The sequence below is a fragment of the Georgenia satyanarayanai genome (assembly GCF_023715365.1).
Classification (GTDB): domain Bacteria; phylum Actinomycetota; class Actinomycetes; order Actinomycetales; family Actinomycetaceae; genus Oceanitalea; species Oceanitalea satyanarayanai_B.
Genome location: NZ_JAMBNZ010000012.1, coordinates 79,851 through 101,284 on the forward strand (window position 1 = coordinate 79,851; position 21,434 = coordinate 101,284).

General features: G+C 73.3%; 22 protein-coding genes. 14 read left to right on the top strand and 8 right to left on the bottom strand.

Translation table 11 applies throughout. The features are described from left to right. Positions 1–12: 12 nt before the first annotated feature. From M3148_RS13955 to M3148_RS13965, 3 genes are read right to left on the bottom strand one after another with little or no spacing between them, the layout of a single operon-like run. Positions 13–1,146, bottom strand: coding sequence for a PQQ-dependent sugar dehydrogenase (locus M3148_RS13955; RefSeq protein ID WP_251305316.1), 1,134 nt, complete (start codon positions 1,144–1,146; stop codon positions 13–15). 1 nt (position 1,147) lies between these two features. Then, on the bottom strand, positions 1,148–2,014 hold the full coding sequence (locus M3148_RS13960) for an SDR family oxidoreductase (protein WP_251305317.1): 867 nt from the start codon (positions 2,012–2,014) through the stop codon (positions 1,148–1,150). A gap of 56 nt (positions 2,015–2,070) precedes the next feature. Further along, positions 2,071–2,424, bottom strand: a complete 354-nt coding sequence (locus tag M3148_RS13965; RefSeq protein WP_251305318.1) for a VOC family protein — start codon at positions 2,422–2,424, stop codon at positions 2,071–2,073. A 52-nt stretch (positions 2,425–2,476) separates the two neighbouring features. Here M3148_RS13965 and M3148_RS18180 point away from each other — a divergent pair, with 52 nt between their 5' ends. The 3 genes from M3148_RS18180 to M3148_RS13985 all read left to right on the top strand — a co-directional run bounded on the left by M3148_RS18180 (position 2,477) and on the right by M3148_RS13985 (position 7,693). Further along, positions 2,477–3,529: a GNAT family N-acetyltransferase gene (locus tag M3148_RS18180; protein ID WP_306469986.1), complete on the top strand. Its 1,053-nt coding sequence runs from the start codon at positions 2,477–2,479 to the stop codon at positions 3,527–3,529. A gap of 700 nt (positions 3,530–4,229) precedes the next feature. After that, a complete protein-coding gene (locus M3148_RS13980; protein ID WP_251305345.1) occupies positions 4,230–6,290 on the top strand; it encodes a M3 family metallopeptidase in 2,061 nt (686 codons plus the stop codon). 95 nt (positions 6,291–6,385) lie between these two features. Further along, positions 6,386–7,693: a M20/M25/M40 family metallo-hydrolase gene (locus M3148_RS13985; protein ID WP_251305319.1), complete on the top strand. Its 1,308-nt coding sequence runs from the start codon at positions 6,386–6,388 to the stop codon at positions 7,691–7,693. Between the two features lie 6 nt (positions 7,694–7,699). On the opposite strand, the gene M3148_RS13990 is transcribed toward M3148_RS13985, so the two are convergent. Beyond that, positions 7,700–7,933, bottom strand: coding sequence for a DUF5703 family protein (locus tag M3148_RS13990; protein WP_251305346.1), 234 nt, complete (start codon positions 7,931–7,933; stop codon positions 7,700–7,702). 80 nt (positions 7,934–8,013) lie between these two features. Between M3148_RS13990 and M3148_RS13995 the strand changes: the two genes are divergently transcribed. Continuing rightward, positions 8,014–8,283: a DNA primase gene (locus M3148_RS13995; RefSeq protein ID WP_251305320.1), complete on the top strand. Its 270-nt coding sequence runs from the start codon at positions 8,014–8,016 to the stop codon at positions 8,281–8,283. 3 nt (positions 8,284–8,286) lie between these two features. Here the strand turns inward: M3148_RS13995 and M3148_RS14000 are convergent, their stop codons facing one another. Then, a complete protein-coding gene (locus tag M3148_RS14000; RefSeq protein WP_251305321.1) occupies positions 8,287–9,225 on the bottom strand; it encodes an aldo/keto reductase in 939 nt (312 codons plus the stop codon). A gap of 44 nt (positions 9,226–9,269) precedes the next feature. Here M3148_RS14000 and M3148_RS14005 point away from each other — a divergent pair, with 44 nt between their 5' ends. The 3 genes from M3148_RS14005 (at position 9,270) to M3148_RS14015 (ending at position 12,883) form a co-directional block, all read left to right on the top strand. Beyond that, a complete protein-coding gene (locus M3148_RS14005) occupies positions 9,270–10,133 on the top strand; it encodes an undecaprenyl-diphosphate phosphatase (RefSeq protein ID WP_251305322.1) in 864 nt (287 codons plus the stop codon). 211 nt (positions 10,134–10,344) lie between these two features. Then, the gene (gene mshC / locus M3148_RS14010; protein ID WP_251305323.1) at positions 10,345–11,619 is read left to right on the top strand and encodes a cysteine--1-D-myo-inosityl 2-amino-2-deoxy-alpha-D-glucopyranoside ligase; all 1,275 of its coding nucleotides are present in this window, start codon (positions 10,345–10,347) and stop codon (positions 11,617–11,619) included. 4 nt (positions 11,620–11,623) lie between these two features. Beyond that, a complete protein-coding gene (locus M3148_RS14015) occupies positions 11,624–12,883 on the top strand; it encodes a YihY/virulence factor BrkB family protein (protein WP_251305324.1) in 1,260 nt (419 codons plus the stop codon). On the opposite strand, the gene M3148_RS14020 is transcribed toward M3148_RS14015, so the two are convergent. Both M3148_RS14020 and M3148_RS14025 read right to left on the bottom strand, forming a co-directional pair. Next, positions 12,826–13,722, bottom strand: a complete 897-nt coding sequence (locus tag M3148_RS14020; protein ID WP_251305325.1) for a PAC2 family protein — start codon at positions 13,720–13,722, stop codon at positions 12,826–12,828. The two genes, M3148_RS14015 and M3148_RS14020, sit on opposite strands and share 58 nt — an antisense overlap. A gap of 108 nt (positions 13,723–13,830) precedes the next feature. Beyond that, the gene (locus M3148_RS14025; RefSeq protein WP_251305326.1) at positions 13,831–14,076 is read right to left on the bottom strand and encodes a hypothetical protein; all 246 of its coding nucleotides are present in this window, start codon (positions 14,074–14,076) and stop codon (positions 13,831–13,833) included. Between the two features lie 10 nt (positions 14,077–14,086). Between M3148_RS14025 and M3148_RS14030 the strand changes: the two genes are divergently transcribed. Then, complete coding sequence (locus M3148_RS14030) at positions 14,087–14,782, top strand: HAD family hydrolase (protein WP_251305327.1); 696 nt, start codon at positions 14,087–14,089, stop codon at positions 14,780–14,782. Positions 14,783–14,795: 13 nt separating this feature from the next. Beyond that, entirely contained in the window at positions 14,796–15,629 is an 834-nt protein-coding gene (locus tag M3148_RS14035) for an aldo/keto reductase (protein WP_251305328.1), read from the top strand. A 21-nt stretch (positions 15,630–15,650) separates the two neighbouring features. Here the strand turns inward: M3148_RS14035 and M3148_RS14040 are convergent, their stop codons facing one another. Further along, the gene (locus tag M3148_RS14040) at positions 15,651–16,583 is read right to left on the bottom strand and encodes a RecB family exonuclease (protein ID WP_251305329.1); all 933 of its coding nucleotides are present in this window, start codon (positions 16,581–16,583) and stop codon (positions 15,651–15,653) included. A gap of 87 nt (positions 16,584–16,670) precedes the next feature. Here M3148_RS14040 and M3148_RS14045 point away from each other — a divergent pair, with 87 nt between their 5' ends. The 5 genes from M3148_RS14045 (at position 16,671) to arc (ending at position 21,423) form a co-directional block, all read left to right on the top strand. After that, on the top strand, positions 16,671–17,795 hold the full coding sequence (locus M3148_RS14045; protein ID WP_251305330.1) for a site-2 protease family protein: 1,125 nt from the start codon (positions 16,671–16,673) through the stop codon (positions 17,793–17,795). Positions 17,796–17,846: 51 nt separating this feature from the next. After that, entirely contained in the window at positions 17,847–18,290 is a 444-nt protein-coding gene (locus tag M3148_RS14050; protein WP_251305331.1) for an MmcQ/YjbR family DNA-binding protein, read from the top strand. Positions 18,291–18,329: 39 nt separating this feature from the next. Beyond that, positions 18,330–18,611, top strand: coding sequence for a DUF2277 domain-containing protein (locus M3148_RS14055; RefSeq protein ID WP_251305332.1), 282 nt, complete (start codon positions 18,330–18,332; stop codon positions 18,609–18,611). A gap of 104 nt (positions 18,612–18,715) precedes the next feature. Continuing rightward, positions 18,716–19,717: a tRNA (adenine-N1)-methyltransferase gene (locus tag M3148_RS14060; protein WP_251305347.1), complete on the top strand. Its 1,002-nt coding sequence runs from the start codon at positions 18,716–18,718 to the stop codon at positions 19,715–19,717. Positions 19,718–19,785: 68 nt separating this feature from the next. Next, on the top strand, positions 19,786–21,423 hold the full coding sequence (arc, locus tag M3148_RS14065; protein ID WP_251305333.1) for a proteasome ATPase: 1,638 nt from the start codon (positions 19,786–19,788) through the stop codon (positions 21,421–21,423). The last annotated feature ends 11 nt before the right edge of the window (positions 21,424–21,434 follow it).

A 21,434-nucleotide genomic window follows, 5' to 3' on the forward strand; every position in this document is an offset into this window, starting at 1 on the left:
GCGCCACCATAGTCACCGCTGGGACGCGAGCCACTCCTCGTCGACAGCGACGACGCGGTCGTCCTCCGCTACGGGCTCCCCGCGGAAGGTGTTGGACGTGAGGAGCCACAGCCGCCCGTCCGGCGCGACAGTCACCGTGCGCAGCCGCCCGTACTCACCCTCGAGGAGGCGCTGCGGCTCGCTCGCGGCGCCGTCGGCCTTGAGCGGCACCCGCCACAGCGACTCCCCACGCAGTGCAGCGACGTACACCGCGTCCTCGGTGACGGCGAGGCCGCTGGGGGAGGCGTCGGCCGGGGGCCACGTGACGAGCGGGTCGACATAGTCCGCGGCGCCTGAGGTCCCCTCGACCTCCGGCCAGCCGTAGTTGGCGCCCGCCTCGATCTCGTTGAGCTCGTCCCAGGTGTCCTGCCCGAACTCCGAGGCGTACATCCGTCCCTCGGCGTCCCAGCCCATGCCCTGGACGTTGCGGTGCCCCAGGGACCACACCGGCGAGCCCGGGTCCGGGTTGCCGGGTGCCGACTCACCATCCTCGTCCACCCGCAGGATCTTCCCGCCCAGCGAGCGCGGGTCCTGGGACGTCGAGGGGACCGCGGCGTCCCCGGTGGCGACGTAGAGGTAGCCGTCCGGCCCGAACTCGATCCGCCCGCCCGAGTGGTACGTCTCGCGCGGGATCCCCTCGAGGACGACGACGTCGGGCTCGAGCCGCTCGCCGTCGTGCACCATCCGCAGCACCCGGTTGTCGGTCTCGGTGGTGAGGTAGACGAAGACGTGGCCGTTGTCGGTAAACTCCGGCGAGACGGCGATCCCCAGCAGTCCCGTCTCGTTCTCCGCGGCCACCCCGGGCACGGTCGCCAGCTCGCGCGGCTCCTCCCCGGCGGCCAGCTCGAGGACCCGCGCGGTGTCCCGTTCGGTGAGCAGCGCGGTGCCGTCGGGCAGGAACGCGATGCCCCAGGGCACGTCGAGCCCGGTGGCGAGCACCTCCGGCTCCCGGGGAGCGGGCTCCGTCGTCGTCGGCTCAGGCGTCGGCGTCGTCGTCGTCAGTGGCGGGGCGGTGGCCTGCTCCTTGGCCTCCTCCCCGCCCCCGCACGCCGCAAGGACGACGACGGCGAGCAGTCCCGCCGTCGTCGTCCTCGCGGTGCGGGTCATGTCAGAAGACGGGCTTGCCGCCCGTGACGCCGAGGACGGTGCCAGAGACGTAGCTCGCGTCGTCGGTGGCGAGGAAGACGAAGGCCGTGGCGACCTCGATCGGGTGGCCGGCGCGGCCGAGCGGGGCGTTCTTGCCGAACTCCGGCATCGACTCCGCAGGCTTGGTGGCCGGCTGGAGCGGGGTCCAGATCGGGCCCGGGGCGACGGCGTTGACCCGGATGCCCTTGGGCCCCAGCTCGGCGGCGAGGTTGACGGTGAGGTTGTTGATCGCGGCCTTCGTCGAGGCGTAGTCGAGGAGCGTCTCGGAGGGCTGGAAGGCCTGGATCGAGGTGCAGTTGATGATGCTGGCGCCCGGCTGAAGGTCGTCGAGCAGGGCCTTGGTCAGCCAGAAGATCGCAAAGATGTTCGTCTCGAAGGTCTGGCGCAGCTGCTCGTCGCTGATGTCAGCGAGGGAGTCCTGGGCCATCTGGTAGCCCGCGTTGTTGACGAGGACGTCGATCCCGCCGAGTCCCTCGACCGCCGCGCGCGCGAGGGCGATGTTCGCCTCCTCGGTGCGCTGGTCGGTGGGGACGAGCACGCAGCGGCGGCCGGCGGCCTCGACGTGCTTCTTCGTCTCCTCCGCGTCCTCCTGCTCCTGCTCGAGGTAGGAGATCGCGACGTCGGCGCCCTCCTTGGCGAAGGCAATCGCGGTGGCGCGCCCGATGCCGGAGTCACCGCCGGTAATGAGGGCACGCTTGCCCTCGAGCCGCCCGCGGCCGACGTAGCTCGTCTCGCCGTGGTCGGGCACGGGGTCGAGACGGTTCGTCCACCCCGGCCAGGGCTGGCTCTGCTTGGGGAAGTCCTTCATTGCCTCGGTGTCGATGTCCATGCCCCCATCCTTCGGCCCGTGGGGCCGGGTCGCATCCGGTGCCGGCCGCTCAGGGCTCAGGTGGTGGGCGTCCACACCGCGAGGCGGTGACCGCTCGGGTCCTCGAGCTCGAAGCGGCGCCCGCCCGGGAAGTCGTACGGCGGCGCGACGACCCGTCCGCCGGCGGCCTCGACCGCCGCGACGCTCGCCTCGAGGTCGTCGCTGTAGAGGATGACGAGCGGGCCGCCCGGCCGGACGTCGTCGGACAGGACGAGGCCGCCCGTCTCGCGCTCACCCTCACCGCGGATGCCGCTGTACGTGGGGCCGTAGTCGGTGAAGTCCCAGCCGAACGCGGCGGCGTAGAACCGCTTGGCAACCGTGAGGTCGTGGACCGGGATCTCGACGTAGTCGATGCTGTGGTGTCTGCCCATGGCAGCAAGGTACGGCCGGGCACCGACACGCGGTCGCGTAACCTGCGCGGTCATGGAGCCCTTCACCCTGCACGACGGCGAGCTCACGCTCGAGGCGCCTACCCTCGCGGACGTCGACCGCATCACCGAGGCCTGTCAGGACCCGGAGGTCCAGCGCTGGACCACCGTGCCCTCGCCCTACCGCCGCGAGCACGCGGTGGGCTTCGTCGAGCGTTTCGTCATCGACGGGTGGGCGCGCGGGGACAACCACACCTGGGCGCTGCGCCACGGCGGGCGGCTGGTGGGGATGGTCGGCGTCTCGCGGGCCGACGGGTCGGGGGAGATCGGCTACTGGCTGGCCCCGGAGGGCCGCGGCCGGGGCCTAATGGACCGCGCCGTCGCGCTCGTCCTCGACGCGGCCTTCGGCCGGCTCGGGATGGAGCGGGTGGAGTGGCGGGCCGACGTCGGCAACTGGCCGTCCTGGAAGGTGGTGTGGCGCCACGGCTTCCGCCGCGAGGGCCAGGTGCGGGGGATGGGCACGCACGGCGAGCGCCGCGTCGACCAGTGGATCGGCACGCTCCTGCGCGAGGACCCGCGCAAGCCCGCCCACCCGTGGGACGGGCCGGTGGGGGGCGTCGTGCCCGCGGACCCGCGTGACCCGGAGGCACTCGTGCGCCAGTTCCACGAGCACCTCGGCGTCCCGGTCGCCGACGACGCGCCCTCGGTCGACCGCGACCGCGTCCACCTGCGCATGGCGCTCGTCGCCGAGGAGCTCGCCGAGCTCGTCACCGCCGTCTACGGCGCCGCGGCGGGACGCGAGATGGAGGTGGCCTTCACCCGCGCCGTCGCCGCCGACGACGGCTCCCGCGACACCGTGGCGGCCGCCGACGCCCTGGCCGACCTCGTCTACGTCCTCTACGGCATGGCGCAGGAGTGTGCCGTCCCGCTGCCCGACGTGCTCGCCGAGGTGCACGCGGCCAACCTGTCCAAGCTCGGCGAGGACGGCCGCCCGCTGCTGCGGGAGGACGGCAAGGTCCTCAAGGCGCCCGGCTACCGGCCCCCGGACGTTGGCGGCGTCCTCGCGCGGTGGGCGGCGAGCCGGCCGGGGGGCATGCCCGAGGCGTAGCCTGGGCGCAGGCGGCCGCACCGTCCCGCGGCCGGCGTCCCGTCGGCGAGGGGAGCCCCGGGTGCCCTCACCGGTTCATGTGCCGCGACGCCGCTGGTGGCGCCGCGCACTCGTCGGCCGGTACGGCGTGCGCGGCCGGGAGGTCGCCCGGGCGGTCGACGCCGAGTACTCGGTGCTCGTCGCGCGGCGTCCACCGTGGGGCGAGGAGAGCCGGGCGCTGCGCTTCCACGTCCAACAGGCCATCGTTCCCGACCTGGCGGCCTACCGGGTGCTCACCCGTGAGCACGGTGACGCGGCGGTGGCCAGGGGAGTGGTGCGCGACCTCATGGCGGCGCAGCTGCTGCCGGTGCTGCGGGTCGTCCGTGTCCTCGACCGGGTGGGCGTGCCCTTCGGGCGGCTGCGCCGCGTGACGAGGTGGCTGGTGCCGCGCGCGTTCCCACCGGCAGGGTTCACCATCGGTTGGGGCCAGGACGACGACGCCGGCCTGCGGTTCGACGTCACCACCTGCTTCTACCTCCGGGTGCTGCGCCACTACGGCGCCCCCGAGCTGACGGGAGTCTTCTGCTACGGCGACCAGGTGGTCCTCGAGCAGATGCCGCGCAGTGCGTCTCACCAGAACCGGCACCCTGGCGAGCGGTGCCGCTCGCTGCGACTTCCTCCTGCAGGCCCCGCCGCCTGCGGGCAGGGAGACAATGGCTCCATGACCGACACCACCCTCGCCGCGGACAACCCCTTCGCGAGCCCCTCGGACCTGCCCTTCGAGCTCCCCGACTTCGCCGCCGTGCGCCACGAGCACCTGCGCCCCGCCATGCTCGCCGGCCTCGCGGAGCAGCGGGCCGAGTGGGAGGCCATCGCCACCGACCCGGCCGAGCCCGACGTCGCCAACACCGTCGAGGCGCTCGAGCTGTCCGGCACCCTCCTGCGCCGAGTGAGCCCCGTCCTGAGCACCCTCGTCTCCTCCTGCGCGAACGACGAGCTGCGCGAGCTCGAGGCCGAGCTCGCCCCGCTCCAGTCGGCGCACTGGGACGCCCTCTACCTCGACCGCCGGATCTTCGACCGGCTCGAGGCGCTCACCGCGCAGGACCTCGACGCCGAGACCGCGTGGCTGCTCCGTACCTACCGCAAGGACTTCATCCGCGCCGGTGTCCAGCTCGATGACGCGAGCCAGACCCGGCTGCGTGAGCTCAACTCCCGCCTCACCACCCTGGAGACCGAGTTCTCCCAGCGCGTGGTCAAGGCGATGGACGCGGGCGCCGTCCACGTCACCGACGCCACCCGCCTCGCCGGGCTGGACGAGGGCACCGTCGCCGGCCTCGCCCAGGCCGCCGCCGACCGCGGCCGCGAGGGCCACCTCATCACCCTCCAGCTGCCCACCCAGCAGGCCCTGCTCGCCCAGGCCGAGGACCGCGCCCTGCGCGAGGAGCTCTTCACCGCCTCCGTGCAGCGCGGCACCGGCGCGGACGAGGCCAGCGACACCCGCGCCACGCTGCTCGAGATCGCCCGTCTGCGCGCGGAGCGCGCCCGGCTGCTCGGCTACGAGCACCATGCCGCCTACGTCGCCGAGGACGGCACGGCCGGCACCACCGCCGCCGTCAACGAGATGCTCGCGCGCCTGGCACCGCCCGCCGTCGCCAACGCCGCGGCCGAGGCCGAGGAGCTGGCGACGGCGGGCGGCGGGCCGGTCGAGCCCTGGGACTGGTCCTTCCTCGCCGAGACGGTGCGCCAGGAGCGCTTCAGCATCGACGACTCCGTCCTGCGCCCCTATCTCGAGCTCGAGCGCGTCCTGCGCGACGGCGTCTTCCACGCCGCCCACCGGCTCTTCGGCATCACGCTCACCGAGCGGCCCGAGCTGGCCGGCTACGCCGACGGCGTGCGCGTGTGGGAGGTGACCGAGGAGGACGGCCGCCCGCTGGGCCTGTTCGTCGGTGACTACTACGCCCGCGAGGGCAAGCGCGGCGGGGCGTGGATGCACAACCTCGTCGACCAGTCCCACCTGCTCGGCCAGCGGCCCGTCGTCGTGAACAACCTCAACATCACCCGCCCGGCGCCGGGGGAGCCCACGCTGCTCACCTGGGACGAGGTCATCACTGCGTTCCACGAGTTCGGCCACGCCCTGCACGGCCTCTTCTCCGACGTCCACCACCCCTCCCTGTCCGGCGCCAACGTGCCGCGCGACTTCGTCGAGTACCCCTCCCAGGTCAACGAGATGTGGGCGCGCGACCCGGAGGTGTTGGCCCGCTACGCCCGCCACCACGAGACCGGCGAGCCCATGCCCACCGAGCTGCTCGACGCGCTGCTCGCCTCCGCCCAGTACGGCGAGGGCTTTGCGACCACCGAGTACCTCGGCGCCGCGCTCCTCGACCAGGCCTGGCACCAGGTGGGCCCCGACGAGGTGCCCACCGACCCCGCTGAGGTCGAGGACTTCTCCACCTGGGCGCTGGAGCGCGTCGGCGCGTCGGTGCGGCTCGTGCCGCCGCGCTACCGCTCGACGTACTTCAACCACACCTTCGGCGGCGGCTACGACGCGGGCTACTACTCCTACATCTGGAGCGAGGTCCTCGACGCCGACACCGTGCGGTGGTTCGAGACGGACGCGCCTACCGGCGACGGCGGCCTGCCCGGTCGCGCCGCCGGCCAGCGCTTTCGCGAGGTGCTCCTCTCGCGTGGCCACAGCGCCGACCCGCTGAGCTTCTACCGCGAGCTCCGCGGCCGCGACGCCGACATCCAGCCTCTGCTCGAACGTCGCGGCCTCACCACCTGACCGAGGCGCCCGCGAGGGGACGCCTGCAACGGGACGCCCGCGCGGGATCCAGCTGTCGGCGCGGGGGCTCCGGAGGGTCGCGTTAGGGTCGGGGCATGACTGCTCCCACTGACGAGGTCGTCGAGATCTGTCGGAAGCTCATCCGGATCGACACGTCGAACTACGGCGACGGGTCGGGCCCGGGGGAGCGAAAGGCCGCTGAGTACGTCGCCGAGCTCCTCACCGAGGTCGGCTGGGAGCCCGAGCTCATCGAGTCCGAGCCCGGCCGCGCCTCGGTGGTGCTGCGCATCGAGGGCACCGACCCCTCCCTGCCCGCGCTCGTGCTCCACGGCCACACCGACGTCGTCCCCGCACAGGCCGAGGACTGGCAGGTCGACCCCTTCGGGGCCGAGGTGCGCGACGGCATGATCTGGGGCCGCGGCGCCGTCGACATGAAGGACATGGACGCGATGATCCTCGCGGTCGTCCGGGACATGGCCCGCACCGGCTGGCGGCCCCGGCGCGATGTCGTCGTCGCCCTGTTCGCCGACGAGGAGGCCGGCGGCGCCAAGGGGGCCCGCTGGCTCGTCGACAACCGCCCCGAGCTCTTCGAGGGAGCCACCGAGGCGGTCAGCGAGGTGGGCGGCTACTCGGTGGAGATCGACGGCCGCCGCGTCTACCTCCTCCAGACCGCGGAGAAGGGCATCGCCTGGCTCAAGCTGATCGCCGAGGGCACCGCCGGCCACGGCTCCCAGGTCAACACCGACAACGCCGTCACCCGGCTCGCCGGCGCTGTCGCCCGGATCGGCGCGCACTCCTGGCCCCTGCACCTCACCGGCACGGTGCGCCAGCTGCTCAGCGGCGTCGCCGACCTCACCGGCACCACCTTCGACCCCGAGGACCCCGAGGGCATCGACCGCCTGGTGCGGGCGCTCGGCCCGGCGCAGAAGTTCGTGGGCGCCACGCTGCGTACTGGCGCGAACCCCACCCAGCTGAACGCCGGGTACAAGGCGAACGTCATCCCCGGCAGCGCGGAGGCGGCCGTTGACGTCCGCTTCCTGCCCGGGGAGGAGGAGGCGGTGCGTGCGACGCTCACCGAGCTCGCCGGACCGGGTGTGCGCATCGAGCCGATCCACGGCGACCGCGCGCTCGAGGTGCCCTTCGAGGGCGAGCTCGTCGACCACATGGTCGCGGCCATCGACGCCGAGGACCCGGGCGCCGTCGTCCTGCCCTACATGCTCTCCGGCGGCACCGACAACAAGTCCCTCGCGCGCCTGGGCATCACCGGCTACGGCTTCGCGCCGCTCCAGCTCCCGCCCGAGCTCGACTTCGCCGGCATGTTCCACGGGGTGGACGAACGCGTGCCGGTGGACGCCCTGCGCTTCGGCGTGCGCGTCCTCGAGCGGCTGCTGCGCACCGCCTGACGTGGGCTACAGGGTGCTGCGCACCTTGATGATCTTGCGGCGCAGCCACACCTTGCGGCTGCCGCCGATGTAGAGGCGGGTGCGGGCCAGCTCCCAGCGGCCGTACTCGGCCTCCTCGGTGAGGAGCTGTCGCACCTGCGAGCGGCTGGCCGTCGGCGGCAGCGACAGCACGCGGAACTCGTACTGGGAGGCGCTGCGGACATCGGGACGGGGCGAAGTTTCAGGGGTGTACCAGACCATGTCGTAACCCATTGTCTCCCATCGTCACCGCTGCCCGGGCGGGCTGTGCCCATTCCTACCAGGCGCGATACGGTCATCCCATGTCAATCGACCCGCGCGCCGCTCTGGATCGCTTCATCGCCGCGCTCGAAGCGCACTTCGAGCTCGCCAGCAGTGCGCAGGACCCCGAGTCCCCCGCCATCGAGGACGCCGCCGCCACGGTGGAGGACGCGTTCTTCACCTACGACGACGCCCTGTACACCGCCTACCAGGTCGAGATCCCCCTGGAGGCCTACGGCGACGACGACGACGACCTCGACGAGGACGACGACCTCGAGAACTTCAGCCTCGACGAGGCCGAGGAGGAGTAGCCCTCACTCGGCACTGACGTCGTCGAGCGCCCGGCGGATCGCGCCGGGCAGCTCGAGGTCGGTGCCGGCGAGCACCCCGCGCAGCTGCGTGGCGGTCCGCGCCCCGACGATCGCCGAGCTTACCCCCGGCGCGTCGCGCACCCAGGCGAGGGCGACCTCCAGCGGCGTACGCCCCAGCCCGTCGGCCGCCGTCGCGACGGCCTCGACGATGCCGCGCGAGCGATCGGTGAGGTAGGGCTCGACGAAGCCGCGCAGGTGCGGCGACGCCGCGCGCGAGTCCGCCGGGATCGTGCTGCGGTACTTGCCCGTGAGCACGCCGCGGCCCAGCGGCGACCACGCGAGCACCCCCGCGCCGAGCGCCTCCGCGCCCGGGAGCACCTCGTGCTCGACGCCGCGTTCGAGGAGCGAGTACTCGACCTCGACGGCGGCCAGTCCGGTCGCGTCCGAACCCAGGCTCGCCGCGGCGTAACCGAGGTACCACGCCGGGTGGTTGGACAGGCCGGCGTACCGCGTGCGCCCGGTCGCGACGGCGTGCCGCAGCGCCGAGAGCGTCTCCTCGACGGGGACGTCGGGGTCGTGGGACTGGACCAGCCACAGGTCGAGGTGGTCGGTGCCCAGCGCGGCGAGCGACTCGTCGAGGGTGTCGAGGAGCGTGGTGCGCGAGGCGTCGAGGCGGTTGCCGCGGGAGGTGGGGCGCACGCCCGCCTTGGAGCACAGCACGACGTCGCGGCGGTCCACCTCCGCGAGGAGGCTCCCGAGCAGGGCCTCGGCAGCGCCGTCACCGTAGGAGGCGGCGGTGTCGATGAGCGTGCCGCCGGCGTCGAGGAACAGCGAGAGCTGCTCGGCCGCCTCGTGCTCGTCGGTGTCCCGCCCCCAGGTCAGCGTGCCCAGCCCGAGTGACGACACGAGCAGCCCGCTGCGCCCGGCCCTGCGAAGTTCCATGGCGCTCACGCTACCGGCGCCAGCGGCACGTAGGGTGTCCCCTTGTGACGTGGTGGGATGCAATCGTGCTCGGTGTGGTCCAGGGACTCACGGAGTTCCTCCCGGTCTCCTCCAGTGCGCATCTGCGCATCGTGGGGGAGCTGCTGCCCGGTGGAGGTGACCCGGGGGCGGCCTTCACGGCGATCACCCAGCTCGGTACCGAGACGGCGGTGCTCATCTACTTCCGCAAGGACATCTGGCGGATCGTCCGCGCCTGGTTCGGGGCCCTGCCGGTAGGCCCGTGGCGCGGCACGGTGCCGCGCAGCGACCCCGACGCCCGGATGGGCTGGTACATCATCATCGGCTCGGTGCCGATCGTCGTCTTCGGCCTGCTCTTCCAGGACGAGATCGAGACCTCGCTGCGCCACCTGTACATCACCGCGGCGATGCTCGCGGGCTTCGCGATCCTCCTCGGCATCGCCGACAGGATGGGCCGCAAGCGCAAGGAGCTGCGCGAGCTCACCCTCCGCGACGGCCTGCTGTTCGGCCTCGCGCAGTCCCTCGCCCTGGTGCCGGGGGTCTCGCGCTCCGGCGGGACGATCACCATGGGGCTGGTGCTCGGCTACACCCGTGAGGCCGCGGCCCGGTACTCCTTCCTCCTGGCGATCCCCGCCGTCTTCGGCTCGGGCTTCTACCAGCTGCTCGGTGCTGACCCGACCCCGAACGCGCCGGGCGCTGCGGCGACGGCCATCGCGACCGTCGTCGCGTTCGGTGTCGGCTTCCTCGTCATCATCGCCTTCCTCAAGATCGTCTCGACGTACTCCTACATGCCGTTCGTCGTGTACCGGATCGTCCTGGCGGTGCTGGTCGTGGCAGGCATCGCCGCCGGCGTCCTGGACCCGTTGGGCGCCGCCGCCGCTGCCCGGTAGCCGTCGCCGGGGTCGGTGACGGTTCTCGACGCGGCTCCGAGGCGACCTTCGAGATGCCCAGCGCCCTGCTCGTCCCCGCCGGCGGCTACCACGGCGATGGCGATGAACACGTGGGACAGCGCCGCCGCCCGCGGGTCCCGGCGCCCGGGCCGGGACCCGTGGCGCAACCTCGAGTCGTGGCCGCCGTGCCCTGACGGATAGGCTGCCGCTTGTGCACTCCTGGCCCGCCCCTGACCTTCCCGATCTCCCCGGACGTGGCCACCAGGTCCACCTCACCGACTCCGGCAGCGGGCAGCTCGTCGCGACGGCGGCGGAGGGGCCCGCGAGCCTGTACGTCTGCGGGATCACCCCCTACGACTCGACGCATCTTGGTCATGCGAACACCTACCTCGCCTTCGACCTGCTCGTTCGTGCCTGGCGCGACGCGGGCCGCGAGGTCCGGTACGTGCAGAACGTCACGGACGTCGACGACCCGCTGCTCGAGCGGGCAGCAGCGACCGGCGTGGACTGGCCTGACCTCGCGGCCGAGCAGACCGAGCTCTTCCGCGGCGACATGACGGCGCTGCGGGTCCTGCCGCCGGCCTACTACGTCGGCGCGGTCGAGACGATCCCGCTCGTCGTCGACGCCGTGGAGCAGCTGCTCGCGAGCGGCGCCGCCTACCGCGTGGAGGAGCCGGACGCGCAGGGCCACGGCGCGGGTGACGTCTACGCCGACACCGCCGCCGACCCGCTCTTCGCCACCGAGAGCGGCCTCGGCGCCAGCGAGATGGCCGAGTTCTTCGCCCTGCGCGGCGGCGACCCCGACCGCGCCGGCAAGCGTCAGCCCCTCGACCCGCTGCTGTGGCGCACCGCCCGCCCGGGCGAGCCGCAGTGGGACGGCCGGAGCCTGGGCGCCGGGCGCCCCGGCTGGCACATCGAGTGCGCGAGCATCGTCCGGGAGTTCCTCGGTGTCCCTGTCGAGGTCCAGGCCGGCGGCAGCGACCTCGTCTTCCCGCACCACGCGTGCAGCGAGTCCCACCTGCGCATGCTCACCGGCCGCGACAGCGCCGTGGGCGTCCACGCGCACGGCGGCATGGTCGCCTACGACGGCGCCAAGATCAGCAAGTCGCTGGGCAACCTCGTCCTCGTCTCCCAGCTGGTCGCCTCGGGCGTCGACCCGATGGCCGTGCGCCTGGTCATGCTCGCCCACCACTACCGCGAGGACTGGGAGTACACCCCCGCCCAGCTCGAGACCGCCACCGAGCGCCTCGCCCTGTGGCGCCGGGCGATGAGCGCCGAGCGCGGCTTCGACGCCACCGGCATGCTCGAACAGGTCCGCACCGCCCTCGCCAACGACCTCGACGCGCCCAGCGCCCTCCACGCCGTCGACGCGTGGGTGGCGGCGTCCGAGTACGACGACGGCGCCGCCCACACCGGCCCTGACCGCGGCCCCGCGCTCGCCGCCCGGACCGTCGACGCCCTCCTCGGCGTGGCCCTCACCCCCTGATCGCGTGCTGCCCGTCGCGGTCCTCCTCGTCGGGCTGGGCGGCGCGGTGCTCGCGCGCCAGGTGGACGCGGTCCGCGCACGGCTGAGTACGGCGTCGACAACGATCCTCGCCCTCCTCGGCGCGGCGCTGGCGGGCCTGCCGCTGCTCGCCGGCGGTGGCGGGTGGGGGGTGCTCCTCCCGGCCGCGGCCGGCACGGCGGCCCTCGTCGCGCTCGGCGCGGTCGTCAACGCGCGCTGGCTCACGCCCCTGCGGGAACGCTCGGCCGAGGGCCCCACGGTCGCCGAGCGCGTCGAGTCGTGGGCCGAACGGCACCACGTCGGACCGCGCGGGACCAACCTGCTCGCCGTCGTCGTCGGCTCGTGGAGGCGAGCGATCGACGTACGGGTGACCGGTCTCGCCGCCGAGATGACGTACTACGGGCTCATCTCCCTCGTGCCGCTGCTCACCGCGCTGGGTGCGAGCCTCGGCTTCCTCGAGCGGCTCGTGGGCGCCGAGGCCGTGACACGGATCGAGGACTCCCTCGTCGACGCCGTCTCCACCGTCTTCGCCGAGCAGGTCGCCTCCGACGTGCTCGCCCCGCTCATCGAGGGGCTGCTCGGCGAGGAGCGTGCCGGCGTCGCCGTCGGGAGCGTGCTCGTGGCCCTGTGGCTCGCCAGCCGCATGTTCCGGGCCGCCATCCGGGCGCTGGACGACGCCTACCGGGTGCCCGAGCGGCGCGGCCTCGTGGGCCAGTACGCGCTCGGCATCGCCCTCGCGCTGGGCGCCGTCATCACGCTGCTCGTCATCCTCGCGCTCGTCGTCATCGGCCCGCTGCTGGGCGACGGGCAGGAGATCGCCGACCAGCTCGGCCTCGGCGTCCTCTTTCAGGTGTCGTGGTCGGTGCTGCGGTGGCCGGCGCTGGCCGTGGTGACGACGACGTACCTCACCATCGTCTACCGCTACGGCCCGAATATCACGACGACGTGGCGGCGCTGCCTGCCGGGCGCGGCCATCGGCACGGTCGGTCTCGTGCTCGTGTCGGTGGGCTTCAGCGCCTACCTACGCCTCGCGGGACCCGGCGCGCCGGGCGGCGAGAACGTCGAGGGCGCGGCCGTGACCGCCGCCGCGCAGGCGATCGGACTCGTGCTCGCCGGGGTGGTGTGGCTGTGGCTGAGCAGCATCGTCACGCTGGCCGGCGGCGTGGTCAACGCCGAGCTGGCGCGGGCTCAGCGCACGGGCGGCGGGGGAGGGGTGCCCCCGCCCTTGTCCCGGCGGCGCAGGTAGCGCTCGAACTCGCGAGCGATGGCCTCGCCGGTCGCCTCGGGCAGCTCGGCGGTGTCCTTGGCCTCCTCGAGCTGACGCACGTACTCGGCCACCTCCGGGTCCTGCTCGGCCAGCTCGTCGACGCCCGCCTGCCAGGCGCGCGCCTCCTCGACGAGGTCGCCGAGCGGCAGCGGCTCACCGACGAGCTCCTCCAGCGAGCCGAGGAGCGCGAGCGTGGCCTTGGGGGAGGGCGGCTGCGCGACGTAGTGGGGCACGGCGGCCCACAGCGACATCGCGTGCATCCCGCGCTCCTGGGCGAGCTGGGCGAGGACGCTGACGATGCCGGCGGCCCCCTCGTACTCCGAGCTCTCAACGCCGAGGAGGGCCTGGACGCCGGGGTCGTCGCTCGTGACCTGGCAGGGGACCGGCCGGGTGTGCGGGACGTCGGCGAGGAGGGCGCCGATGCTCACGACGCTGCCCACCTCCCACTCCTCGGCGATGTCGAGGATCTCCTCACAGAAGTCGAGCCAGCGGAAGGACGGCTCGATGCCCTGGACGAGGACCACCGTGCGGCCGGCCACGGGTGTGCGGGCCACGGAGATCGTCGTCGTCGGCCACTTGAGGACACGCACGCCGTCCTCGTCACGCACGGTCATCGGGCGGTTGACCTGGAAGTCATGGAAGTCCTGCGGGTCGAGGTCGTGCACCTCGCGCGCGCCCCACGCCTCGGCGACCACCTGCAGCGTCTGGCTCGCGGAGGAGCCGGCGTCGTTCCACCCCTCGAACGCGGCGAGGAGGATGGCAGGGGTGCGCTCGGCGTCCTTCTCGGGCGCCGTGCTGGGCTCAGGCTGCTCGGTCATCCGCTCAGCCTATGCGGGCGGGAGCGTCGGCTGCGTCCCCGCCCGCTGCGGCGGGCCGGGCCGGTGGCTGCGCCGCGGGCCTGACGACGAGGCGGTACGTCGGGCGAGTCAGTCGCGACCGAAGGCCCGGCGGACGTGCGCGACCTGGTCGTCACTCAGCCGCCAGCGATTCTCGCCGCGCTCTGCCAACAGCCCGTAGCCGGCGCGCAGCACGTCACGAATCCGCTTCGCGGGTACGTCGAGCTCGGTGGGCCCCGGGCGTTGCCGGAGCGGCAGGTAGCCTGGCTTCAGACCCGCCGTGGGGCACGCCGCGCCGTCCCACGTCCTGACGATGGAGAACTTCTTGTCCCTCACCAACTCGCCCGTGTCCGCACGCCCGGGGACTGCCACCGCGCCCCTGCCCGCCGCCGTCCTGTGGGACATGGACGGCACCCTCGTGGACACCGAGCCGTACTGGATCGCCACCGAGACCGCGCTGGCGGCCGAGCACGGCGGCACGTGGACGCACGAGCAGGGGCTGGCCATGGTCGGCAAGCCGATCACCCACACCGCGGCGAAGCTCCGCGAGCTGGGCGTGCCGGGCACCGACGACGAGGTCGCGGCCGAACTCGTCCGCCGCGTCACCGAGCACATCCGGACCGACGGCCCGCCGTGGCGGCCCGGTGCCCGGGAGATCCTCACGGCCCTGGTCGAGGCGGGCGTGCCCTGCGCGCTCGTGACGATGTCCTACCGGTCGATGGCCGAGGCCGTCATCGAGACGCTGCCGTCCGGCACCTTCTCCGCCGTTGTCACGGGGGACGAGGTCACGCACAGCAAGCCGCACCCCGAGCCCTACCTGCGGGCCGCGGAGATGCTCGACGTCGACATCAGTGACTGCGTGGCCGTCGAGGACTCCGTGCCGGGCGTCGCGTCCGCGCTGGCGTCCGGGGCAGCGACCATCGCTGTGCCGCTCATGGTCGAGATCGCGCGCGAGCCGGGACTGAGCATGCTCGGCACGCTCGAGGGACTGACAATGGCCGAGCTCAGCACCATCGCGGCCGGCGAGCCGCTCGTCCGATAGTCAGGAGAACAACATGACCGTTCCCGTCCTCACACTCGCAGGCGGCGTGAAGATTCCGCAGGTCGGCTTCGGCGTGTTCCAGGTGCCGGCCGAGGAGACCCAGCGGGCGGTCGAGACCGCGCTCGAGGCCGGCTACCGGCACATCGACACGGCTGCCGCGTACCGCAACGAGGAGGGCGTGGGTGCCGCGCTGCGTGCGGCCGGGCTGCCGCGTGACGATGTCTTCGTCACGACGAAGCTCCGCAACAAGGACCACGGCACGGAAGAGACCCTCGCCGCCTTCGACGCCTCCCGCCGCTCACTCGGTCTCGACGTCGTCGACCTCTACCTCATCCACTGGCCGGTGCCGAGCAAGGACCGCTATGTCGAGGCCTGGCGCGCCCTCGAGAAGCTCCACGCCGACGGCGCCGCCCGGGCGATCGGCGTCTCCAACTTCCTGCCCGAGCACCTGGAGCGGCTGCGTGCGGAGACCGACGTGCTCCCCGCCGTCAACCAGGTCGAGGTGCACCCCGGGTTCCAGAACCGCGCCGTGACGGAGGCGTCCGAGCGGGCCGGCATCGCCGTGGAGGCCTACTCGCCGCTGGGCCGGGGAGCCGCGCTGGACAAGCCGGAGGTCACGCGCACGGCGAAGGACCTCGGCGTCACACCTGCCCAGGTGGTGCTGCGCTGGCACCTCCAGCGTGGGCGCATCGTCATTCCCAAGTCGGCGACGCCCGAGCGGATCCAGCAGAACATCGACCTCTTCGGCTTCGAGCTCGACGAGGACCAGCTTGCCGCGATCGACGCCCTGGACGCCGGTGAGCGCACCGGCTGGGACCCCGCGACGATGGACCTGCCGCAGACCTGAGCCCGGTTCGGGGCGCCGGCGCTACGCCGTCGCCGCTCCCACCCCGGCCGGCACGGCCGTCGCCCCGGCCGCGGTCCGCCCGACGGCGGCGAGCAGGCGGTCCATGCCTTCCTGCGGCGGCTCCGGGGGCGTGCCGCCAAAGGACGGGCACCTGTCCCGGAAGCTGCACCAGTCGCACAGCCGCGAGACGCGGGGGCGAAAGTCACCGGTCTGCGCGGCGCGCGTGATGGCACCCCAGATCGACTCGACCTGGTCCTCGGTGGCGAGGAGCTCGTTCTCGGTGGGGTCGAGCGTGAGGACCTGCCCGTCGGCCAGGTAGACGAGCTGAAGGCGCCGCGGCGGGGTCCCTGTGAGGCGCCACAGCATGAGGCCGTAGAAGCGCATCTGGAACAGGGCGTCCGCGGCGTACTGCGGCCGCGGGGAGCGGCCGGTCTTGTAGTCGACCACCCGCACCGCCCCGTTCGGGGCGACGTCCATCCGGTCGACGAAGCCGCGCAGCATGATGCCCGAGCCGAGCTCGACCTCGAGGAGCTTCTCCCGCTCCGCCGGCTCCAGCCGCTGCGGGTTCTCCACCTGGAAGTACCGCTCGACGAGCTCGCGGGCCGAGACGAGCCACGCCTGGAGCTCCTCCGGCGTCCCGAACATCTCCTCGACCTCGGGCCGCTCGGCCCGCAGCTCCTCCCACGCCGGGGCGAGGAGCTCGACGCCGGCGGCCGGGTCCCGCTGCGCGGCGGGCAGGTCGTAGAGCCGCTCGAGCACGCTGTGGACGAGAGTGCCCTTGACCGCTGCCGGGCTCGGCGGCTCGGGCAGCCGGTCGACGAGCCGGAAGCGGAAGAGCAGCGGGCACTGCATGAAGTCCTTTGCACGCGAGGGCGACAGGGCCACCGGGCGCGACGCCGCCGGCTCCGCCGAGGGGGCGGTCTGGGCGGGGGACTCGGTGCTGCTCACTGCCATGCCGCCACTGTATGTCGGGGGTCCGACACGGCCGGGAAGCCCCGCCCACGCTGTGGGCAAGGTCGCGAGGCGACATAGGCTGCAGCGATGGCACGGCTGGGTGAGCGCACGTCCTCGGGCTGGGTGATCGGGCACGTCCGCCGTGTCCCGGTCGTCTTCGCCCCGTCCTGGTTCATCATGGCGATCGTCCTCGGCACGCTCGTCGCGCCGACGATCACCCGCGTCGTCCCGGGCGCCGGGACCGCCGCCACCGTCCTGGCCGCCGGGAGCGTCCCGCTCATGCTCCTGCTCGGCGTGCTCGCCCACGAGCTCGCCCACGGCATGGCCGGCCACGCCGTCGGCTCCCCGCCGCGCGAGTACGTCCTCACGCTGTGGGGCGGGCACACCCAGTTCACCTCCGACATGCGTAGTCCCGGCGCCTCCGCGCTCGTCTCGGTCGTCGGCCCCCTCGCCAACGCGGTCCTCGCGGGCCTCTCGTGGATCGCCGTCCTCCAGGTCGACTCCCCGCTCGCGTCGGTCGTGTGGCAGATCGCCGCGCTGAGCAACGCCGTCGTCGCGATCTTCAACCTCCTGCCCGGCTACCCGCTCGACGGCGGCCGCATCCTCGAGGCGATCGTCTGGAAGGTGACGGGGGACCGGCTCACCGGGACGAGCGTCGCCGGCTGGGGCGGGCGCGTCGTCGCCGTCCTCATCGTCGTCGCCGGGCTGGGACGCCCCCTCATGGTGGGTCTGCGCCCGACGATCTTCACCGTCCTGTGGGTGGTGCTGCTCGCCGGCTACCTGTGGACCGCTTCCAGCCAGGCCGTCAACCTCGCCCGCGCCCGCCGCAACGCCGCGCACATCGACCTGCGTCTCATCGCCGAGCCCGCCGTCGCGCTGCCCGCCTCCGCGCCCGTCGCGGCCGCCGATGCCGTGGGGCAGCGGCGCATTGTCCTGCTCGACGACGGCGGCCGGGTCAGCGGGCTCGTCGACCCCTCGGTCCTCGCGCAGGTCCCGCCGCACGCCCGTCCCACCACGCCGCTGTCCGCGGTCGCCTCCGTGCTCCCCGCCGCAAGCGTCGTCACCGAGCTCCTGGGGGCCGACGGCGTGGGCGCCGCCGCCCGGGCCGCCCGCACGAGCCCCGTCGTCGTCCTCGCCGACGGACCGGCCGGGATCGTCGGCGTCCTCACCGTCGACCGCCTCGAGGAGGCCCTGCGCCGCGCCCCGCGGTGAACCGGCCCGCGATGTCGGTGCCCGGTCCTACCCTCCCGTCATGAGGAGGTGGTGACAGTGCCGCACCAACGGATGTACGACGACGACGATCCCTACCTCGCCCGGCTGCGTCCCCTCGCGCTCGGCTTCCCCTCCGCCACGGAGGTCGAGACCTTCGGGCGGCCCACCTTCCGCGCGCGCAAGATGTTCGCGATCTACGGCGGGGGCACGAAGGGTCCGGCCGGCACCCGCCGTCAGTACGAGCACGGGCTCATCGTGCTCCCGGACGGGGAGGAGGAGCTGGCCGTCCTCCAGGAGGACCCGCGCGCCTTCGTGCCCGCCTACTACGGGCCCTTCGGCTGGGTGGGCATCGACCTCGCTGCCGCCGCGCCGGAGGAGGCCGACTGGCAGGAGGTTGCCGAGCTCCTCGACGGCTCCTACCGGCAGGTCGCCGGGCCACGCCTCGTGCGGCGCCTGGACGAGGACGGCGGCCCCGCCGGGAGAGGAGGCGCCTGAGGTCTTCCCGGTGGCCCCGCGCGGTGCGACCCTGGAGACATGTGCCGCAACATCCACCCCCTGCACAACTACGCGCCGCCCGCCACGGACGACGAGGTCCACGCCGCCGCCCTGCAGTACGTGCGCAAGGTCGCCGGCATGACCAAGCCCTCGCAGGCCAACGCCGAGGCCTTCGAGCACGCGGTTGAGCACGTCGCCGCCGCCACCCGCGAGCTCCTCGACTCGCTCGTCACCTACGCCCCGCCCAAGGACCGGGAGGTCGAGGCCGCCAAGGCGCGCGAGCGCAGCCGGCTCCGCTTCCCCGAGCAGCAGACCGCCTGACGGCCCGGAAGGCCCGGCGGTCACGGCCCGTAGACTCGTCGACCGTGACTTCCGAACCCGCCCCCGACCGCCCGCTCGGCCCCGCACGCCGTCGCGGACCCCTGATGATCGGGGAGCGGGTGCAGCTGACCGACCCGAAGGGCCGCCTGCACACGATCACCCTCGACCCGCAGGCCACCTTCCAGACGCACCGCGGCTACCTGCGCCACGACGCGATCATCGGCGGGGACGAGGGCGTCGTCGTCGCCACCACCGGCGGGGTCGAGTACCTCGTGCTGCGCCCGCTGCTGGCCGACCACGTCCTGTCGATGCCGCGCGGCGCCGCCGTCATCTACCCGAAGGACGCGTCGCAGATCGTCGCGATGGCCGACATCTTCCCCGGCGCGCGGGTGGTCGAGGCGGGCGTCGGCTCCGGTGCGTTGAGCATGTCGCTGCTCCAGGCCGTGGGCCCGCAGGGGCGGCTGCTGTCCATCGAGCGGCGGGCCGACTTCGCCGACATCGCCCAGTCCAACGCGCGAGCCTGGTTCGGGGAGGACCACCCCGCGTGGGAGGTCGTCATCGGTGACCTCGCCGACGTCCTGCCCACCGCCGTCGAGCCCGGGTCGGTGGACCGCATCGTCCTCGACATGCTCGCTCCGTGGGAGAACCTCGCCGTCGCGGCCGACGCCCTCGCACCGGGCGGCGTCCTCATCGCCTACGTCGCCACCACCACCCAGCTCTCGCGCTTCGTCGAGGACGCCAAGGCCACCGAGCAGTTTACCGAGCCGCGCGCGTGGGAGACGCTCCTGCGCGGCTGGCACCTCGAGGGTCTGGCCGTGCGCCCGGACCACCGGATGATCGGCCACACCGGCTTCCTCGTCACGACCCGGCGGATGGCCCCGGGCGTCACGCCCCCGCTGCGCAAGCGCCGCCCCGCCAAGGGGTCCCACCCGGTGGAGGAGGACTGGGCGGAGGACCTGGGCGAGCGGACCGTCTCGGACAAGAAGCTGCGCCGCGTGCGCCGCGACCAGGACCGCGCCGAGCAGCTGCGTGCCACCGCGCAGCCCGGCGCCAGTGCCCAGCCCGAGGAGACCGTCCAGGACGAGGCCGAGCCGCCCACCCTCTGACCCCCGCCTGCGGCACCCACGGTGGGTGACCTACCGTGGGGGCCGTACCGAGCAGGGAAGGGGCCGACATGGCCGAGGCTGGGATGGACGACTTCCGCGTGAACCGCGTGCGCGAGCTGGAGCAGCAGGCGATCAGCCTCGCGACGAAGAACGAGCGGCTCGCCACGGCGCTCCAGGACGCCCGCGACCAGCTCGCCACCATGCAGGAGCAGCTCGACGCCCTCTCCCGCCCGCCGGCCAGCATCGCCACCGTCCTGTCGGTCCACGTCACCGAGCGCGAGCTCGAGGTGCTGTCCTCCGGACGCCGCCTGCGCGTGGCCGCCGCGCCCTCCCTGCCGCTGGGCGCGCTGCGCCCGGGCCAGCACGTGCGCCTCAACGAGTCGCTCGTCGCCGTCCAGGCGGGCGGCTTCGAGGACACCGGTGAGCTCGTCGCTGTCAAGGAGGTGGTCGACGACACCCGCGTCCTCGTCGTCGCCCGCTCCGACGACGAGCGCGTCCTGCGCCTCTCGGCGCCGCTGGCCGCCGCGGGCGTGCGGGTGGGAGACACCGTCCTCGCGGACCTGCGCAGCGGATTCGCGCTCGAGCACGTCGAGCGCTCAGAGGTCGAGGACCTCCTCCTGGAGGAGACGCCGGACGTCGACTACGGCGACATCGGCGGCCTCGGAACGCAGATCGAGCAGATCCGCGACGCCGTCGAGCTGCCCTTCCTCCACCCCGAGCTCTACCGCGAGCACGGCCTCAAGCCGCCCAAGGGCGTCCTGCTGTACGGCCCGCCCGGGTGCGGCAAGACCCTCATCGCCAAGGCGGTGGCCACCTCCCTCGCGGACGCCGCCGGCCAGGCCGACGGGCACCGTCCCGGCAGCTACTTCATCAACGTCAAGGGCCCCGAGCTCCTCAACAAGTACGTCGGGGAGACCGAGCGGCAGATCCGCGTCATCTTCGCCCGGGCCCGGGAGAAGGCCGCCCTGGGGCTGCCCGTCGTCGTCTTCTTCGACGAGATGGACTCCCTGTTCCGCACCCGCGGCACCGGTGTGTCCAGCGACGTCGAGACGACTGTCGTGCCGCAGCTGCTCAGCGAGATCGACGGTGTGGAGAAGCTCGAGAACGTCGTCATCATCGGCGCCTCCAACCGCGAGGACATGATCGACCCCGCGATCCTGCGCCCCGGCCGCCTCGACGTGAAGATCAAGATCGAGCGTCCCGACGCCGACGGCGCACGCCAGATCCTCGCCAAGTACCTCACCCACGACCTCCCCATCCACCCCGAGGAGATCGAGCGTCACGGTGACGCCGCCGCCGCGGTCGCCGCGATGGGCGAGGCCGTCGTCGAGCGGCTGTACTCGACCACGCACGACAACCGCTTCCTCGAGGTCACCTACGCGAGCGGGGACAAGGAGGTCCTGTACTTCAAGGACTTCGCCTCCGGCGCGATGATGGCCAACATCGTCGACCGCGCGAAGAAGGCGGCCATCAAGGATCTCATCGCCACCGGCGAGCGCGGTCTGCGCACCGCGCACCTCCTCGCGGGCTACGCCGCGGAGATGCGCGAGAACGAGGACCTGCCCTCGACGACGAACCCTGACGACTGGGCTCGGGTGGCCGGCAAGAAGGGCGAGCGGATCGTCTTCATGCGCACCCTCGGTGGGTCGGGCATGACCGACGGCGCCGAGCCCACGCGGGTCGTGGAGACCCGCGACTACCTGTGAGCGGAGCGGGC

Excerpts from the sequence above, each read along its gene's own strand:
- M3148_RS13955 (WP_251305316.1), bottom strand. The coding sequence starts at position 1,146 with ATGACCCGCACCGCGAGGACGACGACGGCGGGACTGCTCGCCGTCGTC.
- M3148_RS13960 (WP_251305317.1), bottom strand. The coding sequence starts at position 2,014 with ATGGACATCGACACCGAGGCAATGAAGGACTTCCCCAAGCAGAGCCAG.
- M3148_RS13965 (WP_251305318.1), bottom strand. The coding sequence starts at position 2,424 with ATGGGCAGACACCACAGCATCGACTACGTCGAGATCCCGGTCCACGAC.
- M3148_RS18180 (WP_306469986.1), top strand. The coding sequence starts at position 2,477 with ATGGAGCCCTTCACCCTGCACGACGGCGAGCTCACGCTCGAGGCGCCT.
- M3148_RS13980 (WP_251305345.1), top strand. The coding sequence starts at position 4,230 with ATGACCGACACCACCCTCGCCGCGGACAACCCCTTCGCGAGCCCCTCG.
- M3148_RS13985 (WP_251305319.1), top strand. The coding sequence starts at position 6,386 with ATGACTGCTCCCACTGACGAGGTCGTCGAGATCTGTCGGAAGCTCATC.
- M3148_RS13990 (WP_251305346.1), bottom strand. The coding sequence starts at position 7,933 with ATGGTCTGGTACACCCCTGAAACTTCGCCCCGTCCCGATGTCCGCAGC.
- M3148_RS13995 (WP_251305320.1), top strand. The coding sequence starts at position 8,014 with ATGTCAATCGACCCGCGCGCCGCTCTGGATCGCTTCATCGCCGCGCTC.
- M3148_RS14000 (WP_251305321.1), bottom strand. The coding sequence starts at position 9,225 with ATGGAACTTCGCAGGGCCGGGCGCAGCGGGCTGCTCGTGTCGTCACTC.
- M3148_RS14020 (WP_251305325.1), bottom strand. The coding sequence starts at position 13,722 with ATGACCGAGCAGCCTGAGCCCAGCACGGCGCCCGAGAAGGACGCCGAG.
- M3148_RS14035 (WP_251305328.1), top strand. The coding sequence starts at position 14,796 with ATGACCGTTCCCGTCCTCACACTCGCAGGCGGCGTGAAGATTCCGCAG.
- M3148_RS14040 (WP_251305329.1), bottom strand. The coding sequence starts at position 16,583 with ATGGCAGTGAGCAGCACCGAGTCCCCCGCCCAGACCGCCCCCTCGGCG.
- M3148_RS14045 (WP_251305330.1), top strand. The coding sequence starts at position 16,671 with ATGGCACGGCTGGGTGAGCGCACGTCCTCGGGCTGGGTGATCGGGCAC.
- M3148_RS14055 (WP_251305332.1), top strand. The coding sequence starts at position 18,330 with ATGTGCCGCAACATCCACCCCCTGCACAACTACGCGCCGCCCGCCACG.
- M3148_RS14060 (WP_251305347.1), top strand. The coding sequence starts at position 18,716 with ATGATCGGGGAGCGGGTGCAGCTGACCGACCCGAAGGGCCGCCTGCAC.
- arc (WP_251305333.1), top strand. The coding sequence starts at position 19,786 with ATGGCCGAGGCTGGGATGGACGACTTCCGCGTGAACCGCGTGCGCGAG.